Origin of the sequence: Petrimonas sulfuriphila, from assembly GCA_038561985.1 — a bacterium.
GTDB lineage: Bacteria > Bacteroidota > Bacteroidia > Bacteroidales > Dysgonomonadaceae > Petrimonas > Petrimonas sulfuriphila.
In genome coordinates this window covers 2,694,425-2,719,533 of record CP073276.1, presented here as the reverse complement: position 1 = coordinate 2,719,533, position 25,109 = coordinate 2,694,425, and the positions used below count along the sequence as shown (strand labels likewise).

Below are 25,109 nucleotides of genomic sequence, written 5' to 3'. Positions count from 1 at the left end.
ATGATTTTCATTGTCTTGTTTACGATTTAAATTAAACGGGTATTTCCGGGCAAAGCCGGCTGAAAGAGAAGAAAGTTTGCAGATAACTGAAACCCGGTGCGGTAACGGGCAATCGTAGTATGCGCGGGGATATAAAAAAGAGGCGCGGACGATTGTCGTTATCCCTTTAGTCAGGCTCCGCAAGGGCCTTCTCAGGAGAATTGAACAATGTCCACGCCCTTATTTCTAAGGGCGCTTCCATTCTTCGGCCTCCTGATTTGAATTTTGCGGATTCGACTAAAAGGCCAAAAAAAGCGCTATATTATTTCGTACCGTGGTTTTACGGCACAAAGATAATAATTCATTTTAAATTCTGTTATGGATCCATGGCTTTTAGTTTTTTAAAATTTAACAATTATTGATTCATGGGTCAAAGAAAACGAAATTTAACCAAACATATACCAAGAACTTCATTGTTAATTATTATTTTTGCATTGATAGTTATCAGCACCTCCGCTTTTTTGTCTATATTTGCGGTAATAAAATAATATCCAGACAGATATATGGAAACCAAAGAACAAAAATTAAAAAACACCCATCACGGGCACGCTATCAAGCGATTCCGCCATACACTGGGCATCAAGCAGGAAGCTCTCGCCGCGGAGATGGGACTTAGCCAGGCACTGATTTCCACCTACGAACAGAGGAAGGTCCTCAACGACGATGTAATCGAACGTTTTGCCAAAGCCCTGAACGTGGCTCCCGAACTGATCAAGGAATTGGAGGAAGATCCGGTAACTTTCATCGTTGAAAACAATACATTTGAAAATGGAAGTATAGGCAATATAACGTCTGGCAGCGAAAATTTTGGTAACATATACAATCCGCTCGAACAGATTTTGGAACTGAACAAAGAGAAAACTGCCCTCTACGAACGGATGCTCGAACTGGAGAAAGAAAAGAGTGCTCTTCTGGAGAAATTGTTAGAGGACAGGAAGTAAAAATATCCTGTTTCCTCTTTAAAATGGACAAGGTGACTTCTTTTGCGAAAGGGAAAGAAATATGCTTCCGAGGCTGAATTTCTTTCCACCATTGCCACTATCGAAAAGACTCATAACTTTTTAACAATACCTTTTTTTTATCCAAATAATCGTTATATTTGCGATTCAAAATACTGATACTTATGCTAAACACCTGTTTCCACCAATATTTATTCGAATTCAACAAACTTTCGTAAACAACACATTAGCGAGCATTATAAAAACCAAACTACATGAAATATTTAGCATTAGATGTTGAAACCGCAAATGCAGATTATTCTAGTATCTGTCAAATAGGAATTGCAGAATTTGAAAATGGGAAAGTCATTGAAAAATGGAGCACATTGATAAATCCGGAATCATATTTTGACCCGTTTAATATTTCTATTCACAGTATAAGCGAGTCTGATGTAAAAAACTCTCCGACCTTTGATAAAATCTACGAAGAAATTAAAAACCGACTTGAAGAAAAAATAACTGTTCATCACATGCCATTCGACAGAGTCGCATTAAGCAGAGTGTGTGAAGAATATCAACTGTCGCCAATTAAAACAAAATGGTTGGATTCTGCTAAAGTAACAAGACGAACCTGGGAGCAATTTGCATATAAAGGTTACGGGCTAAAAAACATTGCCGACTTTTTAGAAATTAAATTCGCCCACCACGATGCACTCCAAGATGCCATTGCAGCAGGTTTAATAGTTGCAAATGCGTGCATAATTAAAGAAATGTCTATTGAAGATTGGTTCCAAAGAATTGGAACACCAATAAATCAAAAGGCTTCCAAATCTGACTATTTAGCATCCATCAAACAGGACGGAAATCCTGAAGGTTCTCTTTTCGGTGAAAATTTGGTATTTACAGGTGCATTATCACTACCAAGAAAAGAAGCTGCAGTAATTGCTGCAAAAATTGGGTGTAATGTTTTAGATTCAGTTACTCAAAAAACAACAATATTAGTTGTAGGAACTCAAGATTCAACAAAACTAGCTGGCTATGAGAAAAGTTCGAAGCATAGAAAAGCAGAAGAATTAATTGAAAAAGGGAATCAAATAAAGATATTAACGGAGAAGGATTTCATAAAAATGTGCAATGACGAAGACAAAGAATTGAATCTTGGAATTCCAAAATCTGAGCCGATTGAAAAACATATAAAACAAGCACACCCAAAAAATCAATCCTTAACAATCGAGATAAATCTTACAGAGACTGTAGCAAAGGCTTTTAATGGATTATCAAAAGAACAGAAAGAACTGTTAATTCAAGCAAGCAAAAAGAAACAAGAGTTTCTGGATAGTATTACAGAATTTAGTCATGACGAGAAAAGAATTTTTGCAAATAATTTTCAAACCCAACTGGAAAAGATAGAAACAGCTTTAGACGGTTTTGAGATTGAATCTTACGAAGATGATGACTTAGGAATATTATTCACAATAGAATCTGAGATAGACCAGTTGACAGAAATGAATTTCGATTTAATGAAAAATAAAATCACAATTAGCAAATTTTACGAACAACTTGACAGTTCGGTAGATTTTATTGAATCTGATTTGGAAGAAGATGATTATCCGAATAAGGTAAAAGAGTATGTAAGAACAATAATAAACGAATTAAATAAAGCAAAAGAAAGAATAACAACTCGCCAACATCATGTATAAAACATTTGGGTTTAGGTGGTTATTCAAAGTGTTCTACCACCGCATCGGTGTTTGTTGTTAACGGCAGACAGGAACGAAGCCCGCAATCCCCAACGTTTCATACATGTAACCGTTAGCATTCATGCTGAATGACAACTGAGAATTGAAATTATCAAATACATTAACTTTTAAAATTAAGAATCATGACAAAGAAAGAAGAAAAATTCAAAATTTTGGTTGACCAAAAACCTTTTGAAGTTGAGGAACAATTTATTACTGGTTTGCAAATCAAATCGTTGATTGGTGCTCCAGCAAATTATGGTGTTTGGCTTAAAGTAAATGGACCTAATCCAGACAAAGAGATTGCAGATAATGAACAAGTTGATTTATCACAACCTGGAAGAGACCATTTTTTTACTGGAGCAAAGACAACAACTGAAGGCTAATGTTTCTACCTGAATTTGACAGAGAATATTTGCTTGAAAAGGAGTATGTTTTTGAAGAAAAAACTGATGCTAATCGAAATGGATTGATAATTAGGAATTGGATTCTACCCGTAGGAAAGTATAACTTCGAGAAATCAAATTTGTTGATAATATTGCCAAATGGATATCCTGAAGTTCGACCCGACATGTGGTATTTCAATCCTGCTTTACTATTAGTCCCTTCAAATAGTCTTGCAAAACAAACACAAGCAAATATTAATTTTGAGGGTAAAATATGGCAAAGATGGTCAAGACATTACCCTGCTAATGAATGGAGGTGTGGTATTGATGGAATTCATACATATTTAAAGAAAGTGCAAACAGCTTTAGAAAATGCAACATGAAGTATTCCATTACTATACAAAGTAAACATTTTGAAACGCTTAAAGAAAATCTTATTCGACCTGATAAGAAAGAACGAGTAGCTTTTGTTATTTGCGGTCGTTCAATAATTAAAGATGTTGAGGAAAGGTTTTTAAGTAAAGAAGTTCATTTTATTCCAGAAGATAAACTTATTACTTCTGAATACAATCAAGTAAGTTGGCATAATAAATATTTTATTGATGTTTTAAAAAAAGCAGAAGTTAAAAATCTTGCAATCATTTTGATTCATAATCATCCTGATGGAGTAAATAGATTTTCAGAAATTGATGATGATGTTGAGTATCATCTTTTTAAGTTAGCATTTAATAGAAATGTAGGCGCCAATTCTCACGCTAGTCTAATTCTCTTAACTGAAGGTAATTTTGTTGGTCGAGTATGGAAGCATGATTTATCGACAGAACCAATTTCAATGATTAGAATAATTGGAGACAGAATTAAATTAAATTATCCTAATCAAACAGATGAATATGAGTCTCCAGAGATTTTTAATAGACAGCAATTGGCTTTTGGACGTTCATTAATTCAGGATTTGTCAAATTTAAAAATATCGATAATTGGAGCAGGGGCAACTGGTTCAGCAACTGCTCTTCTATTAACAAGATTAGGTGTTGGAGAATTGTGTATAATAGATAAAGACACAATTGAAGAATCTAACTTAAATCGCTTACATGGTGCAACAATCTTAGATGTCGGCAAATTCAAAGTAGATGTACTTCAAAAATACATTTATAATATTGGCCTTGGCACTAAGGTGAATGTAGTTAAAGAATGGGTCTCAAATCAAAAATGTATTGAGCAATTAAAAACTAGCGATATTATATTTGGATGTACAGATGACCATGCTGGCAGAATCATGCTTAATCGGTTTGCATATTTTTATTTAACTCCAGTTTTTGATATGGGATTAGTGATTTCTGTAAAGAAACACTCTCTTGAATTAGAAAATTTACAAGGACGTATTTCATATCTGTTTCCAGGAAGTGATTGTCTTGTTACCAAAGGAAATATTAATATTGATATCGCATATTCTGAGAATTTGAGAAGAAATGAACCTGAAAATTTTATAAAGTTAAAGGATGAAGCCTATGTAATTGGAGAAGGTAATCCGTCTCCAGCCGTAGTAACGTTTACAACTCAAATTGCAACTATGGCTGTTAATGAGTTTTTAAATAGAATTCAAGGATTCAATCCTCAAGCTTTGAATTCTCAGCACAAAATATTCTTCTTTCATCATGGTATTGAAATATTTCCTGAGAATGTCTCTGAAAATGAATGTCGCATTTGTGGCAAAAGTAATTACTGGGGCAGAGGTGATATGGAACCATTTTTAGATATGGTTATATAAATGAAAAAACTTAGTTTTTTAAAAGATAAAATTAGAGATATGCTATGGTTATATAAGCAATTTCAATATAAAATTGAAATTATTCCTGATAATCCCAATCCAGATTCTCTTAAGGAAAATATTGTATATGTGGTTGGTAACAAAAACTATTCAAAGTGGGGTTATATGAAATGCCCATGCGGTTGTGGGGATTTGATAATGCTATCTTTAAATAAAGATTCTTTTCCATCATGGACAATAAAGCAGGACAAATTAGGTAGAGCAACAATTTCTCCTTCAATAAATAGATTAGACGGATGTAAAAGTCATTATTTTATACGAAAGGGAAAACTAATATGGGCGGCATTTAATAATTGCTATGAATAACAAAGCACGAAACGCTAACAAAGTATAAATGTCATAAGGATTTCAGAAGTATGCGAAGGTCATAATTTCACATAGACTTTTCGTGTAACTTGATAGGAAATAACCCGCATTCCCTTACGGCACACTTTGTTAGTAGTAACCCTTGGAGAGCGGTGCAGACACGAAAAGACAATATTTAATAAAATTGATAAAATAATGGACGACTTAATTTCACCCAAATATCAAATGCAACTTATTGCCTCAGTTGAGAAGGCAATTTGGGATGAGTATAAATCGTACAAACAAGTCCGTTTGTATATAGAGAAATGGTACCAAAACAATTATGAGCCGTATGGTTTTAATAATGACTTTTGGGAGAATTTTAAAATAGTCGAGAAATCAAACAAAGACATTGATTTAACCTTGACACTACATAGTATGAGCGGTTCAGACATCCTCAAAATTGCTATTGACTTGGGTGTTGACACGCCAGACTTTATTCCTTCTATTCCCACATTTAAAAACGAATTAAAATCTGACTCCAAAACGGCTTACGACACTTTTACAAAAGCATATAAACAAATTGAAAACGACCCAAGTACTGCTGTCGGATTAGCTAATTCAGCTCTTGAAAGCATAATAAAAGAAATCCTTAAAGATGAAAGAATAAGTTGCAAAATAAGTGGAGGAGAAACACTATACAAACTGACCTCAATAATCCTAAAGGAGTTCAATATAACCAACAAAGAACATCCAATAGAAATTAAAACAATAGGCAGTTCACTTTTAGCAATTAATCAAGCCATTGAGAAATTGAGAAGTGAGAAAACAGATTTTCACGGAAAGACTGATGATGACTATTTAATATCCGACACAATTTATACCTACTTTATTATAAATTCAGTAGCGACAGTTGGACTATTTCTTAATTCATATTACAAGACAAAATTTCCAAAACCTGAGCCAATAATTGACACAAATGATGAATTACCATTTTGACGAAAATAAAGGGCGAACCGCTAACAAAAACTATATGTCAACTGCCCTTTCCATGCTGACAGCAAGCCGTGTAGCCCGCAACAACTGCATATAGTTCCGTCCGTTACCAGCAAGCGTATTTCGACAGTGGTATAATAAAAGAGCATACAAACCCTTGAATCCTAAGTTCTAAAACAAATATTTATTTTAATTTTACCAACCATAATTCTGACTTAGAATTGAATTAGAAATAAAAAATGGCAAAAAAGAAAGAAGATAAAACATTCAACGCAAGGAAGTATATGGAAATGTCTATTCAGATAATGAATAAGTCTATTCAAGAGCCTAGACAAGATAAAGTTAGCCCTAAGGTAGGTGCTGTTTTAATTAAGCCTGATGGCACAGAAGAAACAGCATTTAGAGGAGAACTTCGACACGGTGATCACGCAGAATTCACTTTGCTCGAAAGAAAAAACCGCAGTAATCATTTAGATAATTCTATTTTATTTGCGACACTAGAACCTTGTGCCCCAGGAGCAAGAAAACATCCTAAATTGGGCTGTGCTGAGCGGATTGTAAATGCTCGTATAAAGAAAGTTTGGATTGGCATAGAGGACCCAGACCCAACTGTTGACCGAAAAGGCATTAAATATCTTTTGGATAATGGTGTGGAAGTAGAAATGTTTGATGTTGACCTTCAAAAACAAATTCGAGAGGCTAACAAACAATTTATCAAGGAAGCAGAAGAAAGAGCTAAAATAGCAAATGATGAAGAATTACCAATTGTATTATCTGAAAAGGAGCGAACTGAACCAAAAGCCGAATTAGACGATTTGTCGAGAACTCATTTAAATTCTTTCATCAAAAAAGCGAAACTAAATGTAGAGTGGAATACACCTAAGTTTTATAGAATTCTCACACAATTGGGCATATTGGAATCCAAAGACGAAAAGTTTACACCTACAGGCTTGGGATTGCTTTTGTTTGGAGAGCGTCCACAGCTAATCTATCAAAATGCCTTGATAAGAGCCACTTTCAAAACCAAAGGCAGAGGAGAAGATATCGACACTATTGAGGGACCACTTATTTCGCAAGCTGATAAAATTCAACAATGGTATGAAAACCATATTGGCAAACAAATTGACCGTTCATCTGCTGAACGTAAAGTTACTTATGATTACCCTTTGGTTGTTATCCGTGAAGCAATAATTAACGCAATTGTGCACAGGGATTACGACATTGAAGGTGCTCCTATTTACTTTGAAATTAACGATGATGTAATAATCATTAAAAGTCCAGGAGAACCTGTTAAACCAATTACACTAGAACAAATCAAGCGGTTCAATGCTCCATCTCTAAGTCGTAATCCCAAGATAATGTATGTATTTGACCAATTGGACTTAGTTGAGCAAAGAGGTTTAGGTTTTCAAACTATTAAAGACTTACCTACTAAGCATAATTTACCACTACCTCTAGTTTCTTATGAGGCTCCATATATGGTTTTAACATTTCCAAGAAGTATTGAAGCTGTCAAAAAGGTTTCTGATAAACCAAACGTTTCAAAACTTAAAGATGCTCAATTGAAAGGTTACGAATGGCTAAAATCAGTAGGTGAAGCAAGCACAAGAGAATATTCTGCTCATTTTGGTATTGGTTATAAAACTGCCCAAAGACATCTTGCTGCTATGAAAGAACTTAGTTTAATACGAGATAACGGAGAAGATGCTAATTCTCCTAATTATAAATATGTTGTTAATGAGTGAGATAGACAGCTTGGACAAGAAGTTGGACATAATGTCCAAGTTAGAGATAATAAAGATGCTTTAAACATTGGAGTTGGACAAGAAGTTGGACATAGTGTCCAAGTAGATAAAATAAATAGTGAACCTGATGCTATTTTAAGATAAAGAGAGGTATAAAAGTTGAATAAACCAGTAAGACAGAAAAAGTAATATTGAAAGCCGAACTTTATGAATTATTGATACAGAGAATTAGAACGCCAGCTGGTAACAAGCGTTTGGTTAAATGGCGGGTGAAGTGGTTAATTGAACATTCTACCTCGCATCAACCTTTGTGGTGTATTGACAGTTTGGTGCTCCGAAATCCGTCACTGCGCCAAGCGCTAAACGTTACCAGCTATATTAAAGACAGACACAAACAATGATAAACAAAGAAACATTTTCAAAACGACAAGGACTTTTCTCTCTTAAGGAGAAAGAAATTACAGTACGTGAGGACGCACCAGAAGGACTTCGTGGCTTTATAAAAATGGCTTTTTACGACCTTAATAAAAATCCATCTGACTTAAGAGCAATAACATCAAGAGTTTTGAAAATTGCACCTGACAGAAATAATTGGTCTGAATATCCAAATATTGACTGGGAGGTTGGTCAACATTTAGAAAATTGTGAATGGTACATAGTTTATGACATAATTGAAGTAATCATTCAAAAACTTGATCCAAAAGACAAAGAAATATTTATACGCGAAATCAATGAATATTTTATAGCTAATGGTATAGGTTGGAAAATTGTAAATGGACAAATTGAAACTCGTGGAGACAAAGTATTTGAAACTGCGGTCAAGACGGTAGTTTCGGTTCTTGAAACCGCCAAACTGCAGACAGCTAAGACAGAAATAAGAGAAGCACTTAATGATCTGTCAAGAAGACCAACGCCAGACATAACTGGTGCAATTCAGCACTCTTTAGCTTGCTTGGAATGTGTGACAAGAGAAATTACTGGTGATACAAAATCAACACTTGGAGACTTAATGAAAAAATACCCAGGAGTTATACCAACACCACTTGACCAAGCAGTAACCAAGATTTGGGGTTTTACTTCAGAACAAGGTCGACATTTAAGAGAAGGTAAAGCTCCTGAATATTTAGAAGCTGAATTAGTGGTTGAAGTAACTTCGGCGATTGCGACCTATTTGGGTAAAAAATTGGCGGAACAATTTTGACAATACAGACAGATGACCTATCATTTTGAATTAGAAATACAGCTGGCAACATCGCATATAAAACATTGGTGTTTAATTTGTTATATCAACACTCCTGCCCCGCATCAACTTTTGTGTCGGCGGATAGGTACGTAGCCCGCAATCCCACCCGAACACAAAGCCCCGAACCGTTATGCCATATACAAAAAAACCAATGCTAACAGACAGATTTACCGAAAATATTGATAAACAAATAGGATTTAATCAAGGTAAAAACATTTTTCTTGATAATCTGGAGATATTTCAATTTGCCAATGAAACAGTAAAAGCTATTTCGAATATTGACAAACTAACCCCTCATTCTAAAGAGTATTTAATTGATTATGCAAAAGACAAAGCCATCGAAGAGTTTTGCAGAGTAAATCAATACTATTCGTTTGACTTAAAAGCTAAAAACAACTTAAGACAAATATATTCTAATTTATTTGAAGCCCTTCAGACAAGAGCATATTCAATTGACAACATTTCAAAAGAACATTACGAAAAGCTAAAATTCTGGCTTAAAGAAAATAATCCTTTCGCAGAAAAATTATATAAAGATGACAACGAGAAAATAAGTCCAGTTGTTTGCTCTGAATATACCCCTAAATTGCAACTTAAAATTTTACAGGTTGATATTAAACATTTATTACAACCGGTTTTGGATATAGGTTGCGGAATCAATGGATATCTGGTAGATTATTTTAGAAATCAAAAAATTGAAGCTTATGGGATTGACAGATTTAAGTTTTCAACCTCAAATTTAATAACCTCAGATTGGCTGGAATACGATTACGGAACAGACAAATGGGGAACCGTAGTCAGTAACCTGGGATTTTCCAATCATTTTAATCATCATAATTTGAGAGAAGACGGCAACTATATCGAATATGCCAAAACTTATATGAATATTCTGAACTCATTGAAAATCGGTGGCAGCTTTCACTATGCACCGGATTTACCGTTTATTGAGAAATATCTTGACAATAAACAGTATGACTTAAAAAAATACGAGATTGAAGGATATGATTTTAAAACGACGATAATAAAAAAATCAAATCTATAATATTATGACAGAAGAAGCTCAAGATAATGTATGGCCATTACCAAAGTTTTACTTTACAGTTAAATTCGGTTCACAAGACAAGACAATATCGTTTCAAGAAATTTCCGGATTAGGAACAGAAACACAACCCATGGAATACAGACATGGAGATGGCAAACAATTCTCAACGATTAAAATGCCTGGATTAACTAAAGGAGGAAACATTATTCTTAAGAAAGGCGTTTTAGTGAAAGACAATAATTTCTTTAATTGGTATGATGCCATTAAAATGAATACCATTAAAAGAGAAACAGTAACAATCCAGTTGTTGGATGAAGGTGGAAAACCTATTATGACTTGGAGGTTGACAAATGCTTGGCCTACTAAAATTTCAAGTCCGGATTTAAAATCGGATGCAAATGAAGTTGCAATAGAGACGTTAGAGTTAGCACACGAAGGATTAACGACAGAGCTTGAAACTTGACAGAAATAAAATCCTTAATCAGTTACTATCCATACACTAAACGTTATTTTAAGGCGACCCGTAAACGACAACATTAACAAGACAAAAATGACAAAAACAATCTTAACAACAGCTCTAGTTCTGACATTAGGTCAAATAGGAATTGCTCAAACCGGTTTTGACAAAACTAAATTAGATAACTATTTCAACGCACTTGAACAAAACAATAAGTTTATGGGAAGCGTCGCCGTTTCAAAAAACGGAGAAATAATTTATTCAAAAACCGTTGGTCTCGCAGACGTTGAAAACAACACCAAAGCAACTGAAAATTCCAAATACAGAATTGGCTCCATTTCTAAATCGTTCACAGCCGTTTTGGTTTTAAAAGCGGTTGAAGAAAAAAAGGTATGCCTGAACCAAACTATTGACAAATGGTTTCCAACAATCATAAACGCAGATGAAATTACCGTAAAGCATTTGCTAGGTCATAGAAGCGGAATACACAATTTCACAAACGATAAAGATTACTTGACCTGGAACACACAACCAAAGACAGAAAAAGAAATGGTGGAAATCATTTCAAAAGGCGGTAGCGACTTCAAACCAGACAGTAAAGCAGCATACAGCAATTCAAATTTTGTTCTCTTATCTTACATTCTTGAAGCGACTTTTGCAAAATCGTATGCAGACTTATTGCAAGAATACATTGTTAAGCCAATAAATTTGACAAACACGTATGTTTTTGGCAAAATCAATCCTAACAACAACGAATGTAAATCATACAGTTTCGCAGGAACCTGGAAAGTGGAAAATGAAACAGATTATACCATTCCGCTGGGTGCAGGCGCTATTATTTCTACACCAAGCGACTTGACAAAATTTGCAGACGCTTTATTTGGCGGAAGACTTTTGAAATCTGAAAGTCTTGAGATAATGAAAACCATAAAAGACGGTTACGGAATTGGTTTGTTTCCAATTCCTTTCTACGAAAGTATTGGCTTCGGACACACAGGCGGAATTGATGGGTTCAGTTCGGTTTACTCGCATTTTACCGACGACAAGATTTCGTACGCTTTAACTTCAAACGGAACAAACTTCAATAACAACGACATTTCTATTGCGGTTTTAAGTGCGGTTTACGACAAGCCATACGAAATTCCGGTATTCGCAACTTACAACTTGACTCCGGAAGAATTGGATGGGTATCTGGGTGTTTATGCTTCCAAGCAAATCGCTTTGAAAATTACAATTACAAAAGACGGAAATACGTTAATCGCACAAGCAACAGGACAATCAGCGTTTCCACTTGAAGCAACCGAAAAAGATAAATTTAAGTTTGACCGGGCGGGAGTTGTGTTGGAGTTCAGTCCGGCAGACAACACAATGATCCTAAAACAAGGCGGTGGACAATTTACATTCACGAGAGAATAAAAAAGGACGCACTCCGCGATCCGGCATGTTAGTGGTAAGTGTGGGACAAGACGATCAAGAATCAACAAATCAAATAGAAAATGAAAGCAATTGTATACTCAAAATACGGTCCACCGGAAGTTGCCAGATTAACGGAAGTCGCCAGGCCTTCACCGAAGGACAATGAAATATTGCTTAAGGTATATTCGTCAACAGTAAACCGCACCGATTCGGGATTCCGTAGTGCTGAATATTTTATTTCAAGATTTTGGAGCGGACTATTTCGACCAAAACACAAGATACTGGGTTGTGAGTTTTCGGGTGTTGTTGAAGAAGTTGGGAAATATGTAACTGCATTCAGGAATGGAGATAAAGTTTTTGGCTTCAATGATAAAACCTTTGGTGGGCACGGAGAATATCTGACAATCGCTGAAAACGATGCGGTTATAAATATGCCGGAGAATATGAGTTTTGATGAAGCGGCAGCTATTACGGAAGGGTCTCATTATGCCTTAGTAAATATTCGGGCAGCAAAAGTAGAGCCCGGACAAAAAGTTCTAGTCTACGGAGCAACGGGGGCTATCGGTTCTGCAGCTGTACAATTACTAAAACACTTTGGTGCAACAGTAACAGCTGTCTGTAATACAAAAAACGTAGATCTGGTGAGATCTCTCGGTGCAGACACAGTCATTGATTATCAGACACAGGATTTTACGAAGACAGAAGATAAGTTTGCTTTCATCTTTGACGCAGTGGGAAAAAGTTCATTTGGTAAGTGCAAACCTTTATTAACTGAAAAAGGAATATACATCTCAACTGAATTTGGGAAAAACGCAGAAAATATATTATTTGCATTGACCACACCACTTTGGGGAGGTAAAAGACTTTTGTTTCCAATTCCGTCTATCTCCAAGCAAGATATAATATTTTTGAAAGAGCTTGTTGAAAAAGGTGAATTCAAGCCTGTAATAGACAGATTTTATACGTTAGGCCAAATTGTGGATGCTTACAGATACGTTGAATCGGGGCAAAAAACAGGTAATGTTATTTTAAAGATACGTGAATGATAAGAACACCAGCCACTAACAACCGTTACTAGTCATTGTAGAACGATTCACAAAACAGACTGACAAAAAAAATTATGAAAAAAGTAATTGCAGCAATCAATATGACGCTCGACGGGTTTTGTGACCATACCTCAGGTATCCCTGACGATGAAATACATCAGTATTACGCTGACCTCTTGAGAAGTGCGGACACAGCGTTATACGGCAGGATAACCTACCAGCTTATGGAGTTTTGGCGAACCGTGCTGGAAAACCCCACAGGCAACAAAGCAATGGACGACTTTGCTGTGGCAATAGATAACACTCCGAAGATTGTTTTTTCCCGCACATTGAGAAATGTAAACTGGAAAAGTGCAAAATTAGCAAGTCAAGGCCTGGTGGAAGAAGTTCTGGGACTCAAACAACAATCGGGGAAAGACGTTTTTGTATGCAGCCCGAGCTTGATTGTAGCTTTGACGAAACTTAATTTAATAGACGAATATCAACTTTGTGTTCACCCTGTTATCGCAGGGAGTGGGTTGCCGTTGTTTAAAAACATCAACGAAAAAATTACGCTTAAACTCACAAAAACCAAAACGTTTAGCGGTGGAGCAGTCATTCTTTATTATGAACCGGTAAACGAAAGAACAACAAACGGCTAACAGGGGCTTAGCGTCAGACGGCCTGGCGTTCAGGCATATATCAGACAACGACAACACATATAGATTTTATAGAAAAAATCAAAAACCATGAGTAAATAATCCGGCACGACAGGCATTATAACATGAAATCTAAAAAATAGGGGAAAATGCATTAACAACAGTTTATTTAGAGAAACAACATGAAAAAAATTACATTCATAACACTGATTCTAGTTCCACTGCTGTCTTTTGGACAAGGAATCACATTCGAGATCGAAAAGCTCTCAAAACCCGAGAGGTTACTGTATTTACAATCATACAATGATATTTACAAAAACCTGATCCTTAAAGATGCAAGTTTGTCAAAATGGGAGGTTGAAAGGAATGGAATGGATTTTAAATACAATATTCTAGCCAAAAGCGAGGCTCCAGACAGCCTTGTGAATTATGATTATAATTCCTTTTTTAACGGGATGTATCAGGCTTATGCAGAACACAGGCCGTTTGTTTTATCTCCCGACATGATCTGGTTATTAATAAGCCAGGGATTTGCAAGACATGTAAACGCTAACCCGGAGAAACTCCGAAAACATTTTGTTGATTTTTCTGGGCAGTTGACATTAACAGTCAGTTCTGAAAATGATTTATTAAAGGACTCTATAAATTGGGAAGATTTTTTTCCTCAATTCACAACACAGATTGCAGAACATACAGGCAAAGAGCTGATCAATACGTTAACTTCTGATTTTTCCACAACAACAGCAGTCGAAAAAATTGCTTCTGAAATTACAATAATGGAAGCGATGGAACCATACTTTGAGTTTGTAGTAATATATATTGTTTGTGGTATTCCCGAAATTACGTTAAAAGGTACAACTGAAGATTGGCAAAAAATCCTTGACAAGACTAAAAAAATGGGAAAATACGACCTGAAATGGTGGACAAATGAATTAGAGCCAATCTTAAAAGAATTTGTAAATGCCTCAAAAGGGAAAGTTGATAAAAATTTTTGGAGGAACATGTTTAAATATCATTCTCAAAAGAAATACGGCGCCCCTAAAATTATTGATGGCTGGATTGTTAAATTCTTCCCTTACGACAAAGAAGGAAAACGCAACGATCTGAATAAACTTATCGGTGGCGGGAGTTTACCCGAAGAAATAGTTAAAGTTGATTTGAAGTATGTAAAAACGGACGGTGTCCATACAGAAGAAACCCCGCTTGAATTATGGGCGGGCTTTGTCGGCCTTGAGCAAGATAAAGAAACATTTGCCTTGACACCACAAATAAGTTGGATGATTAAAAAGAAAGATACGGACCAAATGGGCTTATACCAAAAGTTGGAAGCAGAAAACATTCCCAGTAGTAGTTTCGGGCCGAAGATTGACCTGAAAATAAACGTTGTACCTGAGGTCCTGAAAAAACTAGACGTTATATACTCACTTGGACTTCACTTCAAAAAAGAGGTGTTCTTGCCGGATTGGATGAAAACAAAGAAAATTGGTAAACTATTTATTGAAGGAGAAATATCGGATAAGGAGACAGAAAAGATTTTAGATTGGTTCCCAAACACGGAAATTAACATGAATGGCAAAAAATACAACGTGGGAAAGAATGGATGGATCAGGGTTTCGCGTGATGAAATCCCCAGGCACGTTTTGGAATTGGATGAAATATGGATTTTAGAGGTAGAATTCAACAGCAATAAACTTACAATTCCAGATGAACTCGGAAAGATAAAGATTGGAAACTTTTCTTTAATGAATAAAACATCCGAAGAGAATATCGGGAAATTAAAACGATTACTTCCCGAGACCACTATTTATATGAGTGGAAGGAAGGTTCAATAAGAATGAAGTATAGAATTAAACAACCCTTCAAGTCCTGTTGATTACGACATATTTACTTACTGGTTTTATGGGAATATTTATTTTACTCGCCTAAAGCTGCTTAAAAGTCGGAATTTGGAAGCTCAGTCTATGAATTTCGTTGTAAAAACCCATTCCGTTTTTTATTTTTTGTAATTTAGCAAACAAAAGGGATTTTTCAAGGAATAACCGTTCGAAGTTCACATGAACAGGCAAACTATATACGATTTTGCAGAAGCAACAAAAGATATACAGGTAATTTCGTAAAACGCTCAAACAGAGAAATATGAAAATTTTATTGATGATTTGTTGTATTGTATTTGTGACAGATGTGGTAGGACAGACAGTTGTAGTAAATCCGGACGGAACGCACTCCACAGTTCATGGCAATGTAATTATAAATCCGGACGGGACGCACTCTACTGTTCACGGCAATGTAATTGTAAATCCAAACGGAACGCACTCTACCGTTCATGGCAACATAATTGTAAATCCGGACGGAACGCACTCTACTGTTCATAGCAATGTCAACATAGATCGGACAACGGAGAAGAAGGTATCCAGGTCAGCGTCTTTGATAATCAATCAGGTTTCGGAGCATGTATATCAGCATATTTCATTTCTTGACTTTGGGAACTTTGAGAAAATTTCGTGCAACGGAATGATTATTGTGAACAACAATGAAGCTGTTGTTTTCGATACACCGACAGACAATGAAACTTCTCGCGAGCTGATTGACTGGTTAACACAATCGTTGAAATGCAAAATTATAGCGGTTATTCCAACGCATTATCATATAGACAACTTGGGAGGCCTGGAGGAGTTTCACAGACAGGGCATTATTTCTTACGCCTACAACAGAACGATACAAGTACTGAAAGAAAATGGTTCTACTATGCCGAAGCAGGGGTTTGATGAACATTTTGAATTGAAAGTCGGCAACGAAGAAGTGTATGTTGATTTTCTGGGAGAAGGTCATTCCTGCGATAACATTATTGCTTATTTCCCCCTGGAAGATATTATGTTTGGGGGTTGTTTAATAAAAGAAGAAGGAGCGGGGAAAGGTAATCTCGCGGAAGCAAATGTAGAAGAGTGGCCGAATACAGTAAGAAAAGTAAAGATGAAGTATCCAGAAGTAAAAAAAATTATAGTCGGACACGGGAAATCCGGCGGAATCGAGCTTTTGGATTATACGATTAAGCTGTTTGAATGAAAAAGTTGCCGCTGATATAGCCTACACTGTTCCGCGCAAGAATAAGACGACATAAGAAACCATATGATTCTTTGGATAAATAGCAGCCTTTGTAAACGGAACAAACAAAATAACAAAAATGGAAGAAACAGAATACAAGTCCAACGAAGATTTAAATTGGAATAAGTTGTACAAGGTTGGCGGAGTCGCAGCTATAGTAATCGTTTTAATAATACCAATACAACTGGTTATATTCACCCTCTTTCCTCCCCCTGAAACCACAATGGGATTTTTTGAACTGTTCCGTAAAAATTGGCTCATTGGATTATTGAGCCTTGATCTCTTGTATTATATAAATAACGGGATTTTAATCCTGGTGTACCTTGGATTATTCGCAGCATTAAGGAAAGTAAATTTCACCAATATGCTTATCGCCACGATAATCGGATTAACAGGAATTGCAGTTTATTATGTATCTGCCGTTGGATTTGAAATGTTATCAATCAGCAAACAATATTTCTCCGCGGAATCAATGGAGTATAAACAGCAGTTGCTGGCGGTAGGGCAAGGCTTGATAGCAAGATATAAAGGAACGGCATTTGATGTATATTATGTGTTTAATGCCATTACGCTCATTTTGATTTCCATGACAATGTATAAATCAAGGGATTTTAAAAGATCTTCAGCCACGTGGGGCCTGATTGCAGGGATTTTTATGATAATTCCTTCGACAGCAGGGACCCTGGGACTGATTTGCTCATTACTCTCTCTTGTCCCCTGGATTGTCTTTTCTGTCTTGATAGGGAGAAGACTCATACAAATGGCAAAACAACAGGTCTGAATTTGAAATAAAAAATTGAAGAGTAAAATGATGAAATATCCCGAACCTACTGTGGGGGCAATTATTTTTAATCCGGATAATAAGGTACTGCTTTGCAAAGCCCATAAATGGAATGATAAATATATTATTCCCGGAGGCCATATCGAATTGGGAGAAAAAATGGAAGAAGCATTGAAAAGGGAGATATTGGAAGAAACCGGCCTGAAAATTTACGATATTCACCTGATCAGTATAAAAGAGAGTGTGTATAATGATTCTTTTCATGAGAAAAGACACATGATATTTATTGATTATACATGTAAAACAGATTCATATGATGTGTCTTTAAATGATGAAGCTCAAGAATATGAATGGGTGGATTTAAAAGATATCGATAACTATGAACTGGGAGGATTTCTTAAACCGTTCTTTGAAGAACTAAAAAATAAAAAGGAATCGAGACATAAGACTGAGATTCTTTATAACTACTAACATGAAGATACGAATCTCGAAGCATGGCATGATGGTAATTCCTCACCCTATTTCGACCCTGCCCACGAAAAACGGATCGACCGAAACGATGGCTGTCCTGACCTATAACCTGCTCTCATATTCAGGTGAGGCAATCTGGAAAGAGAATTATCGGAAAACCGCCATTCTTCACGGAACTTCACACGTCTTTTCCAAATATTTCCTTAACTTTGTCCATTATACCTGCTAAAACTTTACAAACCTATGTTCGACAACAGCAAACGCGCTTTTATAGCCATCAACGACGAGGCTGAAGTTTGCCTTATCCCCAAAATGGCAAACCGCCACGGACTAATAACAGGTGCCACAGGAACAGGAAAAACCGTCACCTTGCAAACACTTTCTGAAACATTCAGCGAAATGGGAGTACCCGTCTTTGCCGCCGACATGAAAGGCGACCTCTCCGGCGTGGCCAAAACAGGCGGAAACAAGGAGAGCGTTTCCAAACGCGTGGACGGTTATAAGTTAGGTGAAAAAGGATTTGAGTTTAAAGGCTTCCCGGTGAGGTTCTGGGACGTTTTCGGCGAACAGGGGCATCCGGTGCGGACAACCGTTACCGAAATGGGGCCGATGTTGCTCGAACGACTGCTGCAACTGAACGAAACTCAGGGAGCGGTACTGACTATGGTTTTCAAAATTGCCGACGATAACAACCTGCTGCTCCTCGACTTGAAAGACTTGCAAAAGATGATCCAGTTCGTAGGAGACAACCGGGCAAAATACACCACCGAATACGGGAACATCTCTCCGGCAAGCATCGGCGCCATACAACGCGCGCTGCTACGCCTGGAAAGCGAAGGCGCCGACAAATTCTTCGGTGAGCCCGAACTGGTGATTACCGATTTTATGCAAACGGAGCAAGGAAGAGGAGTAATCAACATTTTGGCCGCCGACAAACTGATGAACTCCCCACGGGTGTATACCACTTTCCTACTTTGGCTGCTCGACGACCTGTTTAACAACTTGCCCGAAGTGGGCGATATGGACAAGCCTAAACTGGTTTTTTTCTTTGATGAAGCACACATGCTGTTTAACGACATGCCCAAGCCGTTGCTCGAAAAGGTGGAACAGATTGTCCGCCTCATCCGCTCCAAAGGGGTAGGTATCTATTTCTGCACGCAAAATCCCGCCGATATCCCGCCCGTAATTCTCGGACAACTCGGAAACCGTGTGCAACACGCGCTCCGAGCCTACACGCCCAACGATCAGAAAGCGGTAAAGGTGGCGGCCAACACGTTCCGGTCCAATCCGAAGTTCGACACGGAAGAGGCTATCACACAACTGAACACCGGCGAAGCGTTGGTGTCGTTCCTCGACGAAAAAGGTGCGCCCCAAATGGTGCAACGCGCCAATATCCTGCCGCCGCAGGGCCAGATCGGACCGATTACGGCAGGAGAAAGGGACCAGATAATGAAGCAATCACTCATTTATGGAGTGTATGAAAAACTGGTCGACCGGGAATCCGCTTTCGAAATTCTTTCCCAAAAACAGGAACTGCTCGCCGAAGAACGTGAGCAGGCAGAAGCCGAGAAAGAGCGTATCCGTCTGGAAAAAGAGGAACGGAGGTTACAGGCGGAAGCCGAACGTGAAAGACGCGCCGAAGCCCGCAGGAAAAAAGAAGAGCGGGGCATCGTGGGCGATTTGCTGGAGCAAGTGGGCAGAAGTGCCACACGGCAAATAAGTTCGCAACTCGGCAGAACCATCACCCGAAGCATTTTCGGCGCATTTTTCGGAAAAAAATAAAAGCATCAGACTAAAACTTCATGTATTCAACATTTTTCAAACACTATTGGCTGAAAAGTGTACGCGCACCCGGATATTATAAAAACCTGATCGTTAATATATTCGTCGGGTTGAGCGCTGTATACTTCCTGGTAATCTTCGTACTCCTGGGTTTTATGATGCCCAGAATCCTGGCAGAAGCCGCTCCGAAACTCGATCCCGCACTCACGTTTAACGGTATCCTGATGTACGTAACCGTCCTGGCATTGCTTTTCCGGTTCCTGTTTCAACCGTTGAGCACCATCAACCTGCAAAGCTATCAGGTGTTGCCGGTGAAGAGAAGCAAGCTGGTGAATTACCTGTTGATCAAACCCTTGCTCAATCCGGCAAACTACCTCACACTTTGTTTTGCCATACCTTTTTCCGTCACGGGTATTCACCCGGCATACGGTTTAGGCGGAGCGTTCCGGTTTGTTCTGATCGTCATTTTCCTGATCTGGTTCAACACGCTTTTTGCTTCTTTCCTGAAACGTAAATTCGGGTCATCCATTACGGGAATCACCTCTTTTCTCCTGATCGTCGCCGGACTAGCAGCATTGGAATATTTCAACATCTACTCCCTTTTCGCGTTATCGCAGCAGGTGTTCGGCTTCCTTATCGAAAATCCGATTGGATGGATAATTGTTTTGGTATTCAGCGGAGCAGCTTTCCTGCTGAACAAAGGGTTCTTCGCTCAGAATTATTATCCCGAGAACTTCGACAGAAAAACAATCCGGAAGCAGGCCGAAACCCAAAACTTCACGTTCATGGAACGTTTTGGGAAAATAGGAGAGATCATTTCCCTGGAGATGAAACTCGTGTTAAGGCATAAACGGACCAAGAACGTGCTCTACACAGCTGTACTTTTCCTGCTCTACGGGTTGCTGTTTTACCCCAGCGACATGTACAAGGAAAACGATGCCATGCTGATGTTCGTCGCTATCTTCGTTACCGGCATAGGCATGATCCTGTTCGGACAATGGATCATCAACTGGGAAGGTTCCTATTTCGATTTCCTGATGACAAGAGACATCGATACCCAGTCGTACATCAAGGCCAATTATTTTCTACTGTTGTCGCTCAGCATCATCTCCTTCATACTTACCACGCCCTATTTCCTGTTTGGAAGGGATATTCTGATCAATCACTCGGTCGCTTTCCTGTATAACGCAGGGGTGAACATCCACGTCTACCTCTTTGGGGCCACGTTCAATACCAAACGGTTGGAACTCTCAAAAGGCTCTGCCATGAACATGCAGGGAGTGAGCTACAAAAACTTCATCATCATGATTCCCCTGCTGGTTGTTCCGATGGGATTAATCGGTATTTTCTCGTTGTTTTCCGCTAAACACATTGCTCTCATCATCTTGGCCGTCCTGGGGCTGGCCGGCATTGTTTTCTGGAAACAACTGCTCGAAATTACCGAAAAGCAGTTCTTGAGGCGGAAATACGCGCTTTGCGAAGGATTCAGAAAGAAGGAATGAACTTACCACGAACAAATAATTAAAATTAACGATATGAACGCTGAAGAAATTCAACCAACCCTGGATACCGCAATTTCAATGCCGCCACCCGTACCCATTGCAGCAAATACTGTGATTAAAGTAACCGATCTCAAGAAAATATACAACGGCGTAGCTGTTTTAAATATTCCGGAAATAACCGTTAAGAACGGCGAAAGTTTCGGACTGGTTGGAAACAACGGCGCAGGGAAAACCACTTTTTTCCGGCTGATACTCGACCTGATTGAAGCGAGCTCGGGCGAAGTACGTATTGACGGGGAAAGAGTTGCCCGTCGCGACGACTGGAAATCGAAAGTGGGGTCGTTCCTCGACGAGAGTTTCCTGATCGACTTTCTTACTCCCGAGGAATATTTTGCTTTCACGGGAAAAGTCTACGGAAAATCGGAAGGCGATATTACCGCCTTTTTAGAGTCGATGAAGGAGTTCTTTAACGGCGAGATCTTGGGTTCGAAGAAGCTGATCCGCGACCTCTCGAAAGGGAACCAGAAAAAGACCGGGATAGCCGCCGCACTTCTCAGCGATCCGCAGATACTTGTTCTCGATGAGCCGTTCACCGCGCTCGACCCCACTTCGCAAATCCGCCTGAAACGGATGCTCAATGAACTGAAAAGTACCAGGAGCATGACGATGCTTATTTCGAGCCACGACCTCAACCACGTTACGGAAGTCTGTGACCGCATTGTTGTTCTCGAGAAAGGGCTGGTGGTGAGGGATACCCAAACCACCCAGGACACCCTGAAAGAATTGGAAAGTTATTTTGCCGTGTAACGGATCTATCTGAGGCTCGGATCGTTGAACGTGTCACCTTGCCGGATATCGCCGGTCTGGTAACCTTTGCGGAACCAGTATGTCCGTTGGGCAGCCGTTCCGTGCGTGAATGAATCAGGGACGGTGTAACCCATCGCCTCCTTTTGCAGGGTATCATCACCAACGGCGGTCGTGGCGCTGATGGCCGACTCCAAGTCTCCCGGCTCGAGTTGAATTATTCCCAGTTTGCTGGCCTGATTGGCCCACAACCCGGCGAAAAAATCGGCCTGCAGTTCCATCTTGACCATGATCTTGTTGTATTCAGCTTCACTGATACGGCCCCGGTATTGGTTTACCTGATCGACAATACCCAGCAGTTTCTGCACGTGATGCCCCACTTCATGAGCCGTAACGTAAGCCATTGCCATGTCGCCCCTAGCACCGTAATCGCGTGTCAACTGGTGAAAGAAGTTGAGATCGATATACACTTTTTCATCGCCGGGACAGTAAAAAGGCCCCACCTGAGCCGTTGCACCGCCGCAGGCAGAGGTGGTCTGATCGGTAAAATTCACAAGAACCGGGTTACGGTAACTTTCACCCATCTGAGTCCTGAAAATTTCCGTCCACACATCGTTGGCGCTGTTAAAAACACCAAGCGTGAATACTTTCAGGTCTTCGTTTTCGTTCATGCGCGAAGGATCCACCACCTCTTCCGATGTTTGTCCGGGCACCACACTGTTTACCATATCGATGGCCTGAAAAGGGTTCTTCCCCAACAACAGGGCGATTATGGCAACAATGATCATCCCAACACCGCCGAATGCAGCTCCCCGCTTCACTCCTCTACCCCGACGATCTTCGTAGTTGGATTCGCTATCGTTTCTGTTTATCCATTTCATACGATAATTCTTTTTACGTGTCGGTTTGCTCCGAACGTATTTTTGGTTTTGATTATACTTTTAATTCAAACGCAAATCTACATTTTTTGTTCGGGATAAAGCACCAAATCACAAGCAATTTTCAAATCCATAGAACAATCGATTGTTCCTTCCAGGCAAAGGCCATACATTAAAATAATTCCGGCACGTTACACCTACGTTTTTTTATAATTTTATTAAAAAAATTGTCATATTCCTCACTTTACAACATTTTTTTATTTCTTTGTAAAGAATTCATAGTTTTTTACTTTTATGGTAGATTTCTCCAGCAACTACGATTTATTCAACGAAGTTAAAAAGGGCAACGAAAAGGCATTTGAATATGTCTTTAAACGTTTTTATTTTCGTTTAAAAGGGTTTGCCCTCCGTTTTGTTGGTGATCCCGACGTGGTTGAGGACATTATTCAGGAGTGTTTTCTTACGTTATGGGAAAAAAGAGAAAGGCTGGCTTTGATATCCCTTCCTTCGCTTCTTTTCATTATGGTGAGAAACAGTTGCCTGAACCATTTAAAACACGTTTCGGTGAAAAACAAACTCATCTCAGGCATTCACCCTTTAACGGAAATCGAAGAACGGCTCTATTACGCTGATTTTGAACTTGATGCTTCTCAGAAACTACTTTACGATGAACTGGACGAACAAGTGAATAAGGTAATAGAAGTACTCCCCGATCGATGTAAGGAAGTGTTTGTATTAAGCCGGAATGAGGGCCTGAAAAACCGCGAGATTGCCGAAAAATTAAAAATATCCACCACAGCCGTAGAGAAACACATTAGCAAGGCATTGAGTATTTTTTCGTTCCATTTGAAAGAGAAATACCCCGTAGACTACACCTTCTTTTTTCTGGTTTTTTCCCCTATGCTGTTTGCCTGACATTCTTTCTTGTTATTCTTTAAAAAAAAGTTTTAACATTGTGGGAGGTTGGGTAAAATACTATCCGGTTGTTATATCTTTAGGACAACATGGAAGAACAACAGCAACATATAAAATTATTGGCTTTTCGGTATTTCGAAGGAAAAAGCTCCCGGGAGGATGCCGAAAAAATATTTGCTTTCCTGAAAGAAGATGATTCCCATCACTCGATTTTCAGAAAATGGGAAAACGACTGGATCAACTCCCTGGAGCTTCACCCGGAATTGAACGAGAGGTGGGAACAAATAAAACTGGCGAACAGAAATACGGAATTTATCAAGAAATCCGTACCCGTCATAAAACCCTACCGGAATTATATTTATGCGGTTGCCTCAATTGCAGTTCTTATCCTCGGCGTTTTTTTCGCGCTCATGAGCATGCAGGATCTTCAGCCCGAAGAATTTTTCATCCTGAAAACTCCGCTGGGCCAAAAAAGTAAAATCACCATGCCAGATGGCAGTAATGTGTGGTTGAATTCTGGATCTTCGCTAATCTATTCCAATAAGTACGGAAAGAAAAACCGCGAAGTTCAATTATCGGGTGAAGCTTATTTCGAAGTAAGAAAAGGGCTCAAGGATTTTATTGTACGAATTAATGAATACAGCGTCATTGTAAAAGGTACCCGGTTCAACGTATCTGCCTACCGCGACGACCAACTTCTTACTACAACGTTACTGGAAGGGAGTGTGGAATTTAACTACATACAAGGCTCACTGGAAATGAATCCCGGCGAAACAATGGAAATGAATCTTGAAACCAATTCTATCACATGCAAAAAAAGTCAGCACTCCACCAATGCCTGGACCCGGAATCGCCTGGAGTATGAAAACATAGAGCTTGAAGAACTGCTTAAGAAATTATCGAGGGAATACGCAAGGCCAATATTTCTGGAGAGCGACTCGCTAAGCAAACAGTCCTTTTCTATCAGTATCGATACAAACAAAGATTTATCGGATGTGTTGAACGCTATCGCCGAAATAATACCTATAAAAACGATTCATCAGAACGATACAATTAAATTAAAACCCATTTAAACT

25 protein-coding genes are annotated in these 25,109 nt (G+C 38.6%); 24 read left to right on the top strand and 1 reads right to left on the bottom strand.

What is annotated here, in order from left to right; genetic code table 11:
* Positions 1–542 precede the first annotated feature (542 nt).
* The 22 genes from KCV26_11465 (at position 543) to KCV26_11360 (ending at position 22,243) form a co-directional block, all read left to right on the top strand.
* Positions 543–980, top strand: a complete 438-nt coding sequence (locus KCV26_11465; GenBank protein ID WZX35917.1) for a helix-turn-helix domain-containing protein — start codon at positions 543–545, stop codon at positions 978–980.
* A gap of 272 nt (positions 981–1,252) precedes the next feature.
* Positions 1,253–2,677, top strand: a complete 1,425-nt coding sequence (locus tag KCV26_11460) for a hypothetical protein (GenBank protein ID WZX35916.1) — start codon at positions 1,253–1,255, stop codon at positions 2,675–2,677.
* Positions 2,678–2,859: 182 nt separating this feature from the next.
* The gene (locus KCV26_11455; protein ID WZX35915.1) at positions 2,860–3,102 is read left to right on the top strand and encodes a multiubiquitin domain-containing protein; all 243 of its coding nucleotides are present in this window, start codon (positions 2,860–2,862) and stop codon (positions 3,100–3,102) included.
* Positions 3,102–3,485 (top strand): hypothetical protein, encoded by a 384-nt coding sequence (locus tag KCV26_11450; GenBank protein WZX35914.1) that lies wholly within the window; start codon positions 3,102–3,104, stop codon positions 3,483–3,485. Before KCV26_11455 ends, KCV26_11450 begins: the two co-directional genes overlap by 1 nt.
* The gene (locus KCV26_11445) at positions 3,482–4,870 is read left to right on the top strand and encodes a ThiF family adenylyltransferase (GenBank protein WZX35913.1); all 1,389 of its coding nucleotides are present in this window, start codon (positions 3,482–3,484) and stop codon (positions 4,868–4,870) included. Before KCV26_11450 ends, KCV26_11445 begins: the two co-directional genes overlap by 4 nt.
* The gene (locus KCV26_11440) at positions 4,871–5,236 is read left to right on the top strand and encodes a hypothetical protein (GenBank protein WZX35912.1); all 366 of its coding nucleotides are present in this window, start codon (positions 4,871–4,873) and stop codon (positions 5,234–5,236) included.
* Between the two features lie 195 nt (positions 5,237–5,431).
* Positions 5,432–6,214 (top strand): abortive infection family protein, encoded by a 783-nt coding sequence (locus KCV26_11435; GenBank protein WZX35911.1) that lies wholly within the window; start codon positions 5,432–5,434, stop codon positions 6,212–6,214.
* Positions 6,215–6,450: 236 nt separating this feature from the next.
* Positions 6,451–7,956, top strand: a complete 1,506-nt coding sequence (locus KCV26_11430; protein ID WZX35910.1) for a hypothetical protein — start codon at positions 6,451–6,453, stop codon at positions 7,954–7,956.
* Positions 7,957–8,353: 397 nt separating this feature from the next.
* A complete protein-coding gene (locus KCV26_11425) occupies positions 8,354–9,157 on the top strand; it encodes a hypothetical protein (GenBank protein ID WZX35909.1) in 804 nt (267 codons plus the stop codon).
* A 193-nt stretch (positions 9,158–9,350) separates the two neighbouring features.
* Positions 9,351–10,241, top strand: a complete 891-nt coding sequence (locus tag KCV26_11420) for a hypothetical protein (protein WZX35908.1) — start codon at positions 9,351–9,353, stop codon at positions 10,239–10,241.
* 4 nt (positions 10,242–10,245) lie between these two features.
* Positions 10,246–10,704, top strand: a complete 459-nt coding sequence (locus KCV26_11415; protein ID WZX35907.1) for a phage tail protein — start codon at positions 10,246–10,248, stop codon at positions 10,702–10,704.
* Between the two features lie 87 nt (positions 10,705–10,791).
* Positions 10,792–12,114 (top strand): beta-lactamase family protein, encoded by a 1,323-nt coding sequence (locus tag KCV26_11410; protein ID WZX35906.1) that lies wholly within the window; start codon positions 10,792–10,794, stop codon positions 12,112–12,114.
* 80 nt (positions 12,115–12,194) lie between these two features.
* Positions 12,195–13,160 (top strand): NAD(P)-dependent alcohol dehydrogenase, encoded by a 966-nt coding sequence (locus tag KCV26_11405; protein ID WZX35905.1) that lies wholly within the window; start codon positions 12,195–12,197, stop codon positions 13,158–13,160.
* Between the two features lie 74 nt (positions 13,161–13,234).
* Positions 13,235–13,801 carry a dihydrofolate reductase family protein gene (locus tag KCV26_11400; GenBank protein ID WZX35904.1) on the top strand — a complete coding sequence of 189 codons (567 nt, stop codon included), beginning with the start codon at positions 13,235–13,237 and terminating at the stop codon, positions 13,799–13,801.
* Between the two features lie 179 nt (positions 13,802–13,980).
* Entirely contained in the window at positions 13,981–15,630 is a 1,650-nt protein-coding gene (locus KCV26_11395; protein ID WZX35903.1) for a DUF4419 domain-containing protein, read from the top strand.
* Between the two features lie 304 nt (positions 15,631–15,934).
* Positions 15,935–16,861 carry a subclass B1 metallo-beta-lactamase gene (gene bla, locus KCV26_11390; GenBank protein WZX35902.1) on the top strand — a complete coding sequence of 309 codons (927 nt, stop codon included), beginning with the start codon at positions 15,935–15,937 and terminating at the stop codon, positions 16,859–16,861.
* A gap of 118 nt (positions 16,862–16,979) precedes the next feature.
* Positions 16,980–17,681, top strand: a complete 702-nt coding sequence (locus tag KCV26_11385) for a DUF4386 family protein (protein ID WZX35901.1) — start codon at positions 16,980–16,982, stop codon at positions 17,679–17,681.
* Positions 17,682–17,711: 30 nt separating this feature from the next.
* Positions 17,712–18,152, top strand: coding sequence for an NUDIX domain-containing protein (locus KCV26_11380; protein ID WZX35900.1), 441 nt, complete (start codon positions 17,712–17,714; stop codon positions 18,150–18,152).
* Between the two features lies 1 nt (position 18,153).
* Positions 18,154–18,381 carry a hypothetical protein gene (locus KCV26_11375; protein ID WZX35899.1) on the top strand — a complete coding sequence of 76 codons (228 nt, stop codon included), beginning with the start codon at positions 18,154–18,156 and terminating at the stop codon, positions 18,379–18,381.
* 14 nt (positions 18,382–18,395) lie between these two features.
* A complete protein-coding gene (locus tag KCV26_11370) occupies positions 18,396–19,934 on the top strand; it encodes a DUF853 family protein (protein ID WZX35898.1) in 1,539 nt (512 codons plus the stop codon).
* A 20-nt stretch (positions 19,935–19,954) separates the two neighbouring features.
* Positions 19,955–21,436, top strand: coding sequence for a hypothetical protein (locus tag KCV26_11365; GenBank protein WZX35897.1), 1,482 nt, complete (start codon positions 19,955–19,957; stop codon positions 21,434–21,436).
* A gap of 111 nt (positions 21,437–21,547) precedes the next feature.
* Complete coding sequence (locus tag KCV26_11360; protein ID WZX38386.1) at positions 21,548–22,243, top strand: ABC transporter ATP-binding protein; 696 nt, start codon at positions 21,548–21,550, stop codon at positions 22,241–22,243.
* A 5-nt stretch (positions 22,244–22,248) separates the two neighbouring features.
* Here KCV26_11360 and KCV26_11355 read toward each other — a convergent pair whose 3' ends face one another.
* Complete coding sequence (locus KCV26_11355; protein ID WZX35896.1) at positions 22,249–23,121, bottom strand: zinc metallopeptidase; 873 nt, start codon at positions 23,119–23,121, stop codon at positions 22,249–22,251.
* Between the two features lie 291 nt (positions 23,122–23,412).
* Here KCV26_11355 and KCV26_11350 point away from each other — a divergent pair, with 291 nt between their 5' ends.
* Both KCV26_11350 and KCV26_11345 read left to right on the top strand, forming a co-directional pair.
* Positions 23,413–24,033, top strand: coding sequence for an RNA polymerase sigma-70 factor (locus KCV26_11350; protein WZX35895.1), 621 nt, complete (start codon positions 23,413–23,415; stop codon positions 24,031–24,033).
* A gap of 89 nt (positions 24,034–24,122) precedes the next feature.
* A complete protein-coding gene (locus KCV26_11345; protein WZX35894.1) occupies positions 24,123–25,106 on the top strand; it encodes a FecR domain-containing protein in 984 nt (327 codons plus the stop codon).
* Positions 25,107–25,109: the final 3 nt, after the last annotated feature.

Excerpts from the sequence above, each read along its gene's own strand:
- KCV26_11465 (WZX35917.1), top strand. The coding sequence starts at position 543 with ATGGAAACCAAAGAACAAAAATTAAAAAACACCCATCACGGGCACGCT.
- KCV26_11460 (WZX35916.1), top strand. The coding sequence starts at position 1,253 with ATGAAATATTTAGCATTAGATGTTGAAACCGCAAATGCAGATTATTCT.
- KCV26_11455 (WZX35915.1), top strand. The coding sequence starts at position 2,860 with ATGACAAAGAAAGAAGAAAAATTCAAAATTTTGGTTGACCAAAAACCT.
- KCV26_11450 (WZX35914.1), top strand. The coding sequence starts at position 3,102 with ATGTTTCTACCTGAATTTGACAGAGAATATTTGCTTGAAAAGGAGTAT.
- KCV26_11445 (WZX35913.1), top strand. The coding sequence starts at position 3,482 with ATGAAGTATTCCATTACTATACAAAGTAAACATTTTGAAACGCTTAAA.
- KCV26_11440 (WZX35912.1), top strand. The coding sequence starts at position 4,871 with ATGAAAAAACTTAGTTTTTTAAAAGATAAAATTAGAGATATGCTATGG.
- KCV26_11435 (WZX35911.1), top strand. The coding sequence starts at position 5,432 with ATGGACGACTTAATTTCACCCAAATATCAAATGCAACTTATTGCCTCA.
- KCV26_11430 (WZX35910.1), top strand. The coding sequence starts at position 6,451 with ATGGCAAAAAAGAAAGAAGATAAAACATTCAACGCAAGGAAGTATATG.
- KCV26_11425 (WZX35909.1), top strand. The coding sequence starts at position 8,354 with ATGATAAACAAAGAAACATTTTCAAAACGACAAGGACTTTTCTCTCTT.
- KCV26_11420 (WZX35908.1), top strand. The coding sequence starts at position 9,351 with ATGCTAACAGACAGATTTACCGAAAATATTGATAAACAAATAGGATTT.
- KCV26_11415 (WZX35907.1), top strand. The coding sequence starts at position 10,246 with ATGACAGAAGAAGCTCAAGATAATGTATGGCCATTACCAAAGTTTTAC.
- KCV26_11410 (WZX35906.1), top strand. The coding sequence starts at position 10,792 with ATGACAAAAACAATCTTAACAACAGCTCTAGTTCTGACATTAGGTCAA.
- KCV26_11405 (WZX35905.1), top strand. The coding sequence starts at position 12,195 with ATGAAAGCAATTGTATACTCAAAATACGGTCCACCGGAAGTTGCCAGA.
- KCV26_11400 (WZX35904.1), top strand. The coding sequence starts at position 13,235 with ATGAAAAAAGTAATTGCAGCAATCAATATGACGCTCGACGGGTTTTGT.
- KCV26_11395 (WZX35903.1), top strand. The coding sequence starts at position 13,981 with ATGAAAAAAATTACATTCATAACACTGATTCTAGTTCCACTGCTGTCT.
- bla (WZX35902.1), top strand. The coding sequence starts at position 15,935 with ATGAAAATTTTATTGATGATTTGTTGTATTGTATTTGTGACAGATGTG.
- KCV26_11385 (WZX35901.1), top strand. The coding sequence starts at position 16,980 with ATGGAAGAAACAGAATACAAGTCCAACGAAGATTTAAATTGGAATAAG.
- KCV26_11380 (WZX35900.1), top strand. The coding sequence starts at position 17,712 with ATGAAATATCCCGAACCTACTGTGGGGGCAATTATTTTTAATCCGGAT.
- KCV26_11375 (WZX35899.1), top strand. The coding sequence starts at position 18,154 with ATGAAGATACGAATCTCGAAGCATGGCATGATGGTAATTCCTCACCCT.
- KCV26_11370 (WZX35898.1), top strand. The coding sequence starts at position 18,396 with ATGTTCGACAACAGCAAACGCGCTTTTATAGCCATCAACGACGAGGCT.
- KCV26_11365 (WZX35897.1), top strand. The coding sequence starts at position 19,955 with ATGTATTCAACATTTTTCAAACACTATTGGCTGAAAAGTGTACGCGCA.
- KCV26_11355 (WZX35896.1), bottom strand. The coding sequence starts at position 23,121 with ATGAAATGGATAAACAGAAACGATAGCGAATCCAACTACGAAGATCGT.
- KCV26_11350 (WZX35895.1), top strand. The coding sequence starts at position 23,413 with ATGGTAGATTTCTCCAGCAACTACGATTTATTCAACGAAGTTAAAAAG.
- KCV26_11345 (WZX35894.1), top strand. The coding sequence starts at position 24,123 with ATGGAAGAACAACAGCAACATATAAAATTATTGGCTTTTCGGTATTTC.